The 9,235-nt window shown below is 69.8% G+C and carries 4 protein-coding genes; all 4 read left to right on the top strand.

Features of this window, described 5'->3' with window-relative positions; genetic code table 11:
• The first annotated feature begins 131 nt into the window (after positions 1-131).
• Positions 132-668, top strand: a complete 537-nt coding sequence (locus tag ACFWPH_RS13625; RefSeq protein ID WP_081595861.1) for an NUDIX hydrolase — start codon at positions 132-134, stop codon at positions 666-668.
• Positions 665-3,280, top strand: a complete 2,616-nt coding sequence (locus ACFWPH_RS13620; RefSeq protein WP_378750627.1) for a DUF6049 family protein — start codon at positions 665-667, stop codon at positions 3,278-3,280. Before ACFWPH_RS13625 ends, ACFWPH_RS13620 begins: the two co-directional genes overlap by 4 nt.
• Before the next feature lie 1,177 nt (positions 3,281-4,457).
• Entirely contained in the window at positions 4,458-8,348 is a 3,891-nt protein-coding gene (locus ACFWPH_RS13615; RefSeq protein WP_378750757.1) for a murein biosynthesis integral membrane protein MurJ, read from the top strand.
• A 293-nt stretch (positions 8,349-8,641) separates the two neighbouring features.
• Positions 8,642-9,193 carry an RNA polymerase sigma factor SigM gene (sigM, locus tag ACFWPH_RS13610; protein ID WP_378750755.1) on the top strand — a complete coding sequence of 184 codons (552 nt, stop codon included), beginning with the start codon at positions 8,642-8,644 and terminating at the stop codon, positions 9,191-9,193.
• Positions 9,194-9,235 lie beyond the last annotated feature (42 nt).

Genomic DNA, 9,235 nt, shown 5'->3' with positions numbered 1-9,235 from the left:
CGTCCATGCTTTCCGCCCGCGAGACAATGCGGCGCAGCCGCGAGTATCGCGGGCGGAAAGCATGGACCTCAGGGGCCGAAACCCCGCGCCGCCGAAGGCGGCGCCAAAAGACCCTGCTCTAGTATTGCGTAGTGTCTCCGGCCGATCGCGCGAACAGTCGACGCCGCCAGCCCCGGCGCCGTGGTTCGGCCGGTGGTGCGGCGAAACCGCGTATGCGCACGGTGCGTGAGACGTCGGCCGGGGGATTGGTGGTCGACGGGCTGGACGGTCCGCCGGAGAAGCGCTGCGCCGCCCTGATCGGCCGGACGGATCGCCGGGGACGGCTGCTATGGTCGCTGCCCAAAGGACATATCGAAGAAGGCGAAACCTCGGAACAGACGGCTATTCGCGAGGTCGCCGAGGAAACCGGTATTCAGGGCGTGGTGGTCGCCGAATTGGGCAGTATCGATTACTGGTTCGTCACCGAGGGGCGGCGGGTACACAAGACAGTGCACCATTTTCTGCTGCGTTCGGTCGGTGGTGAACTATCCGACGCGGATGTGGAGGTCACCCAGGTGGACTGGGTGCCGTTGAGCGAATTGAACTCCAGGCTCGCCTACGCCGACGAGCGCCGGCTGGCCGAGGTGGCGAACCGCCTGATCGACCGGATGGAGACCGGTAAGCGATGACGCGTGGACCGAGTCGGATCATCTTCGTGATCCTGACCATCCTCGGCGCGGTGTCGGCGCTGTCCGCGCTGCCCGTGACCGTCGCACATGCCCAGCCGACCGGGTCGGCCGAGGATTCCGATGCGCCGCAGTTCTTGAAGCTGTCGCTGGATTCGGTGAGCCCGGGCACGGTGACCACGGCGAGCGAACCGTTGCTGACGGTGACCGGCACGGTCACCAATATCGGTGACCGCGGCGTGGACGATGTGACGGTCCGGTTGCAGCGGTCGCGGGCGATCGCCGACCCCAGCGAGCTGCGCACCACATTGAAACTGGACCAGTCCAGCTACGACCATCCGACTCCGTTCCAGGACATCGCGGTGCGGTTGGAGCCGGGCCAGCGGCAGCAGTTCACGCTGTCGGTGCCGTTGCGTGACGGCACCGAGGAATCGTTGAACATCACCGAACCCGGTGTCTATCCGCTGCTGCTGAACGTCAACGGGACCCCGGACTACGGCGGCCAGGCACGGTTGGATGATGCCCGTTTCCTCCTGCCGGTGCTCGGCCTGCCCGCGGCCGCGGACGGGAGCGCCCCGCCTCTGCCGCCACCGGCCAACCCCGCGGTCTCGACGACACTGCTGTGGCCGCTGGCCGACCGGCCGCGCATGGTGGCCGGTCAGACCGGTGAACTGGATCGGACGGCCGAACTGACCGACGACGAACTCGCGGCCTCGCTGAGCCGCGGCGGCCGGCTGGACGAACTGGTCGCCGCGCTGGAATCGGTCGTCGGCGACGACCGCACGGCGGACGGTCCGGCTTCGGCGATATGCCTGGCCGTCGACCCCGATCTGCTGCTCACGGTGCAGGCGATGACCGAGGACTACCGGGTCCTGGCCAGCCCGTCGGATCCCGACGGCGCGACGCGGCCGGGTACGGGCACCGAGGCCGCCAAACAGTGGCTGGACCGGCTGCGTGGGCTGGCCTCGTCGATGTGCACGGTGGCGTTGCCGTTCGCGCAGGTCGATATTTCCGCGCTGGCGGCGGCCAACGATCCGGCGCTCACTGCCCGGGCACTGGAAGCTCCCGCGCAGATCGTCGATTCCGTCCTCAACACCCGATCGGTGCGCGGGGTGAGCCTGCCGGATGCGAGCAGTCTCGACCCGGCCGCCGCACAACTGCTGAAATCGCAGGGTTTCGATACCGCGGTGCTCGCGGGGAACGCGGTGGCGCCGGAGGGCGGTGCCGGTGACCCCGCCGCCGCGGTGCCCGACGTGGTGCGGTTGCCCGGTATCGCGGGGGCTGCCCCGGCGCCTGGGCCCGTGCCGGGGGAGGACGCCGAACAACAGGCCGTCCCCGCCGGTGGTCCTACGCCGGTCGAGGGCGGGCCCGCGACATCCGGTGCCGCGGCGCCGCCGGATCAGGCGGGCAGTGGTGGCGCCTCGACGCGTGATCCCGCGCTGCGGGTCGCGACCTTCGATATCTGGCCGGCGGCGGCGCTGGCCGGTATCGGCTCGAACCCACCGACCCCGGCCTATGTCCCCGAATCGGCCCGCTACCCGGTGACCAACGATTCCCGCAGCGCACGTCTGCAGGACGCGCTGGGTGCGGTGTCCTGGCAGGCGCTGCACGCCGACCCGGGGCGCCCGCGCTCCCAGCTGATCATGCCGCCGCAGCAGTGGGGCGCCAACCGCGACGAAGCCGTCGCGCTGTTGCGCCAGCTCGAGCTGCTGGTGGACAACAAACTGGTGGATCCCCGGCCGTTCGACGATCTGGTCGGGCAGGAACCGGACCCGGCGCCCTATCAACTGGCCCCGCTCCCGGACGCCGCTGTCGAGGCAGTCCCCGGCCATTTCGCGATACCGGCCCGCGACCAGTCGCATCGGCTGTCCCAGCTGCTGCAGGCCATGGTGGAGGTGCCCGACACCCAGCCGACCCCACACGCCTACCTGGACCCGTTACGTGACGATCTGGTGCGCGCGCTGTCGCTGTCGGATCGGCGCGGCGGCCCCACCGGACAGGCCGAGGTGTTCGCGCAGCGGCGGATCGAGAAAACCACCGCTGCGGTGGACGAGATCTACCGGTCGGTGACGGTGCTGCCGCCGGGCGGGGTGTACACGCTGGCCTCGGAATCGAGCCCGTTGCTGCTGGTGGCACGCAACGACCTGCCCATTTCCATGCGGATCCGCTTCCGGATCGACGCGCCGCCGGAAACGAAGATCACCGATATCGGCGAACAGCTGCTCCCGCCCCGTGGGACCCGCTCGTTCCAGATCCCGACCGAGGTCAGCGACAGCCGCAACCTCGTCGTACCGATATCGCTGAGCACACCCGAAGGGGTCCCGCTCGGCCACGCCACCTCGATTTCGGTGCGTTCCAACGCCTACGGGCAGATTCTGGCGATCATCACCGCGTGCGCGGCCGCACTGTTGTTCCTGCTCGCCGGCCGCCGCCTGTGGCGCCGGTTCCACGGCGAACACGATCCGGCCGACAAGGGCGTGGATCCGGGGGTCCGGCGGCGGGTGATCCGGCTGGGCCGGGCCCGGCGGCGCACTGCCGGTTACACCGATCTCGAGGTCAGTGACGAAGCGCTGGAAACCGCTCGCCACCCGACGCAGCGCCGGGAACGGGTGTAGCCCGGACCTCGATGTCGCGGATAGGTCATCCACCGGCCGACCTGGGGAGATGACCGGCACGGGTGTCACATGGAAGATGGAGGGGGTGCGCGCACCGGCACTCCTGGTCCGTCCGGGGTGCCGGTGCGCGGCCGGATACGACATACCGCCCGCACCGTACAGTTCGTTGCGCGCAGCAGCGGCGGCGAAGTGTTCGGCACGACACAGGGGACAACCGGCAAGCGGGGGTCCGGGCGATACAGGAGGCATGATGAGCGACGATGAATCCTCCGCTCATCGGCAGCAGCCCGGTAGACAGCCCGACGGTCCACGAGGCCGGCGGGCCCCCAGCGCACCGTGGGAGCGGGTGCCTCCGTCTCCCGGGTCGGAGCCGGAGATGACCGGCCACCCGCGCGATACCGATCGCGATTCCTTCCGGGAGCCGCCACCACAGCTGCGCCGATCCGAGCAACCGGCCGATCCGGCTCCCCGGCCCGGCCCGCCCGCGCGGCCTGGGCCCCGCCCACATCCGGGGGAAGATCGGTATGCCGCGAACCGGCCGCGTCCCCCCGCGCGCGATAGTCGTAACCCGGCACCCGGACGACCACAGAACCCGCCGTCCGGCGCGCGGCCTGCCGTACCACCTCCGCATCCCGGCGGCCGGTCCCCGGTGCCGCCCGCGAATCCCCGTCCCGGCGGCCGGCCCGGTATGCCGCCGCTGGATCCGCAGTCCGGTGCGCGGCCCGCGGTCGGGCCCGACCAGCGCCCGTCCGCGCCGCCTTCGGCACCGCACCCGGCGGTACAGCCCGCGAATCGGCCCGCGGCGTTCCGGCCGCCCGCACCGCCCGCCGGGCGTCCGCAGCCCGGGCCCGCCCGGTCACCTGAGGCGCAACCCGATGCCGGTCACCGGCGGCCCGTTCCGCCCCGGCCTCCGCAACAGCCGCGGCCCGAGCCCGGCGGGTCCCAGGGCGGGCCGGCTTCCGAACCTTTCCCGGCCCAGCGGATGCGGCCGATCCAGCAGAATCGCCCGCCCGAGCGGTCACCCCGCCCGGCCGACCGGCAGAACCCCGCGCCCACGCAGAGCCCGGGCGCTCCCGGTCCGCAGCGACAGCCGAACCGGCCGGGGCCGCAGGCACCGCCGCCCGGGAATCCGCGCCCGCAGACCCCGCCGCGCCGGCAGGCGCCGCCGTCGCAACCGCTGCGCCAAGTGCCGCCTGCACGCGAACCCCAGCGCGCCGCGCCCACCCCGATTCCGGCGGCCGCCGGTAACCGGCCACGTACCGGTCAGCAGCCCGCGGTTGCCGTGGCAGAGCCCCTCGAGGCGGCCGCTACCGGGGACAAACCCGACAACAGCCAGTCCAAACTGCTCAAGGACTCCGGTTCGATCGCGATCGCCACGCTGATCAGCCGCATCACCGGATTCGGTAAACAGCTACTGCTGCTCGCGGTACTCGGCCCGGCCATCGCCAGTTCGTTCACCTCGGCCAGCCTGATTCCGAACATGATCGCCGAACTGGTCCTCGGCGCCGTGCTCACCGCCATCGTGGTGCCCACACTGGTCCGGGCCGAACAGGAGGATCCCGACCACGGCGCCGCGTTCATCCGGCGGCTCGTCACCGCCGCTGCCGTGATCCTCGGTACCGCGGCCGTCCTGGCGACCGCCGCGGCGCCGGTTCTGGCGACCCATGTCTTCGTTTCCGCGGACGGCAAGGTCAATACGTCGCTCACCACGGCGCTGACCTTCCTGCTGGTCCCGGCCGTACTGTTCTACGGGCTGTCGGCCCTGTTCACCGCCATCCTCAACACTCGTGGGGCGTTCAAACCCGGCGCGTGGGCGCCGGTCCTGAACAACGTGGTGGTGCTGGTGGTGCTCGGGCTCTACGCCGTGACACCCGGCGAGATCACCCTGGATCCGGTCCGGATGAGCGATCCGAAACTGCTCGTCCTCGGCTGCGGCGTAACCCTCGGCGTGATCGTGCAGGCAGTCAGCCTGCTGCCGGCCATTCGCCGCCAGGGAATCGATCTGCGGCCGCTGTGGGGGTTGGACAACCGGCTCAAGCAGTTCGGCACGATGGCTGCGGCGATCATCCTCTACGTGCTGATCAGCCAGATCGGCGGCATTTTCGCGAACAATATCTCTTCGCACGCCGATGAGGCCGGTCCGGCCATCTACCAGAACGCATGGCTGCTGCTGCAGCTGCCGTACGGCGTTATCGGCGTCACCCTGCTCACCGCGATCATGCCCCGGCTCAGCCGTAACGCCGCCAACGACGACACCCCCGCGGTGGTCGACGATCTGTCGGCGGCCACCAGGCTGACCATGATCGCGCTGATCCCGATCGTCACCTTCCTGACCCTGGCGGGGCCCCAGGTCGGTGATGCGCTGTTCGGGTACGCACGGTTCGCCGAGGATGCCTCCCGCCTCGGTACGGCAGTCAGTTTCTCGGCTTTCACCCTGATCCCGTACTCGCTCGTACTGATTCATCTGCGGGTGTTCTACGCCCGCGAACAGGCGTGGACCCCGACCTGGATCATCCTCGGGATCACCGCCGTCAAGATCCTGTTCTCGGCGCTGGCCCCGTTCATCGCCGACAGCAGCGACCAGGTCGTGATCGTGCTCGGTATCGCCACCGGCCTCGGTTTCACGGTCGGCGCGGTGATCGGCGGCTGGCTGTTGCACCGCAGCTTGGGCGATCTGCGGATGGCCAATGTGGGACGTACGGTCAGCCGGGTGCTGCTGTCCTCGCTGGCCGGCGGCGCCGTCATGCTCATCGCCGACCGGGTGATGGGTCTGGACCGGCTCACCGAATCGCTCGGCGGACCGGGCTCGTTCATCCGGGTCGGGATCACCGCGATCGTGATGTTCGCGGTGGCGTTCGGGCTGATGCGCCTGGCCGGGATCCCCGAGGTCGTTGCCATCACGGTCGCGATTTCGCGGCGACTCGGCATCACCCCGCCCGCACCGCCGCTGGATCTCGACGAACCCGTCGAAGAAGAGCACACGACGCGGATCATGCGCCGGCCCGACCCGTACCTCGCGTACTCCGGCTTCGATTCGGCCATGGACGCACAGAGCACAATGGTGCTACCGGTGATCCGGCCGGACTCGGTTGATCGCACCGTACCCGGCCAGTTCCCGTACCCTGTTCGGCAGACCGGCACAAGTGACAGACCCGCCGAGTTTGCGGCATACCAGGGCGAAGGAGGTCCGAGGGTGAGCGACGACGCGGTGGGCAAGGTCCCAGCCGCCGATCCTGCGCGGAATCCGGCGAGCGGACGCTTGTCCACCGATGTTCCCCCGGAGCAGTCGGAGCCGGGTGAGGCGCGCACCCAGCGTGTGGATTACGGTTCCGCCGAATCCGCCCACCCGCCCGAGCACACGCCGGACAGCGGGCCACAGTACGACGACGACGCCGGGCAACCGGACGAGGTCGGCGATCACCTGTCCGAGGAGCGTGTCCAGCGCACCGGCGCCACGGTATCGGCCACCGATCCGGTCTACGACACCGGAATGATCGCCGTACCACCGATGACGCAGGCGAGCCGGGTGCAGCGTGGGCCCAAACTCATCGCCGGTGCATCGGTCGCCGGCGGACGATACCGGCTGCTCGCCGACCACGGCGGCGCGCGCGGCCTGAAGTTCTGGCAGGCACTCGATATCAAGCTCGATCGGGAAGTGGCGCTGACCTTCGTCGACGCCGATCAGCGGGCGGGCAGCGATTCCGGTCAGGACGGTCCGCAGGCGATCCTGTCCCGCACGCTGCGCTTGGGCCGGATCAATTCACCGGGCCTGGCGCGGGTCCTGGATGTGGTGCGCGGTAGTTCCGGCGGCATCGTGGTGGCCGAATGGACACCGGGACGTTCGCTGCGGGAAATGGCCGAAACCGTCCCGTCGCCGATCGGCGCCGCGCGCGCCATCCGGGTGCTGGCCTCGGCCACCGAAATGGCACACCGCAGCGGCGGCGCGCTGTCCATCGACCATCCGGACCGGATCCGCATCAGCGCAAACGGTGACGCAGTACTGGCGTTCCCCGGCACCCTCGGCGATGCCGACCCGCAGAGCGATGTCCGTGGCCTGGGCGCCATGCTCTACGCGCTCATCACCGCCCGGTGGCCGCTGCGGACCGCCGGCCTCAGCGGGAACGCCGCCACAGTGGGCGGGCTGCGCCCGGCCGATTTCGGGTCCGACGGCACCCCCGTCGAACCCCGCCAGATCCGGCCCGAGGTCCCGTTCGAGATCTCGGCCGTGGCCGTACGCTCGCTGGAACCGAACAAGGGTGTCCGCACCGCCGCCACCATCCAGCACGTGCTGGAACAGGCCTCGGTGGTGGATCAGAAGACCGATTTCATCCCGGTGTTGCGGCTGGGGCAGCGCGCCCCGGCACCGGCCGACGAATCGCTGGCCGATCCGGAACTGCTGGCCGCCGAACGCGAGAAATCGCAGCGGATGATGTGGATCATGGTGGCCCTGGGGATTCTGACCGCGCTCGTGGTCGGCATCGTCATCTGGTGGCTGGTGAGCGTTTTCGCGCCGGGCGATTCCAGTGAACCGCTCAACGAGCAGCGCGTGATCGGTTTGACGACCAGCCGCGCGCCGGAGGAGTCGCCGAGCTCGGTGGCCCCGTCGAGCACACCCGCCGGGGCCGCCGGCGTACCGGTGCCGATCTCGGGGATAACGGTGTTCTCCCCGGAGGGCACGCCGGACGACCCCGACGGCGGGCCCGCGGCGATGGACGGTGATCCGGCCACCTCGTGGAGCACCGACCAGTACTTCCAGCAGTTCCCGGCGTTGAAGAAGGGAGTCGGCCTGCTGGCGACCCTGCCCAGCCCGGCGAACCTCACCAAGGTCACCATCACCTCGCCGACCCCGGGCACCTCGGTCGAGATCCGGACCTCGCCCACCGAAACACCCACCCTGGACCAGACCCAGCTCGCCGGTACCGCGGTGCTCGGCGAGGGGGTCACGGAGGTTCCGGTGCAGAGCGATCAGGCTGCCCGCTACGTGCTGATCTGGGTCACCGGTCTGGGCAATTCCGGTGCCCAGTTCCAGAGCTCGATCGCCGAGCTGAGTTTCGAAGCAAAGCCCTGACCTGCTGTTTCGTCGCCCCGTGCGGATATCCGGAGGACCTGGATCCGGTTGCCGCGCAATGGTGGCCGGGATATGATCACGGTCCGCGCTCCCAGGAGGGAGCCGGTGGGATCAGGGGTACGGTCCCGCTCGCTGAGTACACGCAGTAATCACCACAGGCCGGCTCGCACCGCGCCGAAGCTGTCGTGGGCGGTTGTCCAAGGGGTTGGCTATTGTCGTCCGAATTGAATGCGGGGGTTCGCGGGGAGACGGCGTCGTCTCCTGGGGCAGGGGCGCAAGAACCCGGATTCGATATCACCTCGGATACCGAATTACTGCGGGCGCATGCGGCCGGGGCGCCGCACGCCTTCGCCGAACTGATCCGCCGGCACAACGACCATCTCTGGCAGACCGCCGCGCGTGTCTGCTACACCCCCGAGGACGCCGCCGATTCGCTCCAGGAAGCTCTGCTGTCGGCCCATCGCAACGCGGGCTCCTTTCGTGGTGATTCCGGGGTTCGTACCTGGTTGCACCGCATCGTCGTCAATGCCTGCCTGGACCGGATCCGGCGCAACCGCGCCCAGCGGGCCGTGGTCCTCCCGCCGGAGGTCTGGCCCGAAATATCGGACTACGCCGACGAATACAGTCGGGTCGATATCTCCATCGTGCTGGAACGTGCCCTGTTCGCGCTCCCGCCGGACCAGCGCGCGGCGGTGGTGGCCGTGGATGTCGAGGGGTACAGCGTCTCCGACGCCGCCGATCTACTCGGTGTTCCGGTGGGCACGATCAAGAGCCGATGTGCGCGGGCGCGGCAGCGTCTCAAGGCCGAATTGGATTCGCTGAACGGGGAGGGGAACCGGATGTGAGGTCGACGCGTCCAAACCAGTGACACATTTTCCCTCCCGAAT

The sequence above is a fragment of the Nocardia sp. NPDC058499 genome (genome assembly GCF_042719915.1).
Classification (GTDB): Bacteria; Actinomycetota; Actinomycetes; order Mycobacteriales; family Mycobacteriaceae; genus Nocardia.
The sequence above is the reverse complement of the archived record's forward strand: the minus strand, read 5'-3'. Positions and strand labels throughout refer to the sequence as shown.

Coding starts and splice junctions, on each gene's coding strand:
- ACFWPH_RS13620 (WP_378750627.1), top strand. CDS start 665: ATGACGCGTGGACCGAGTCGGATCATCTTCGTGATCCTGACCATCCTC.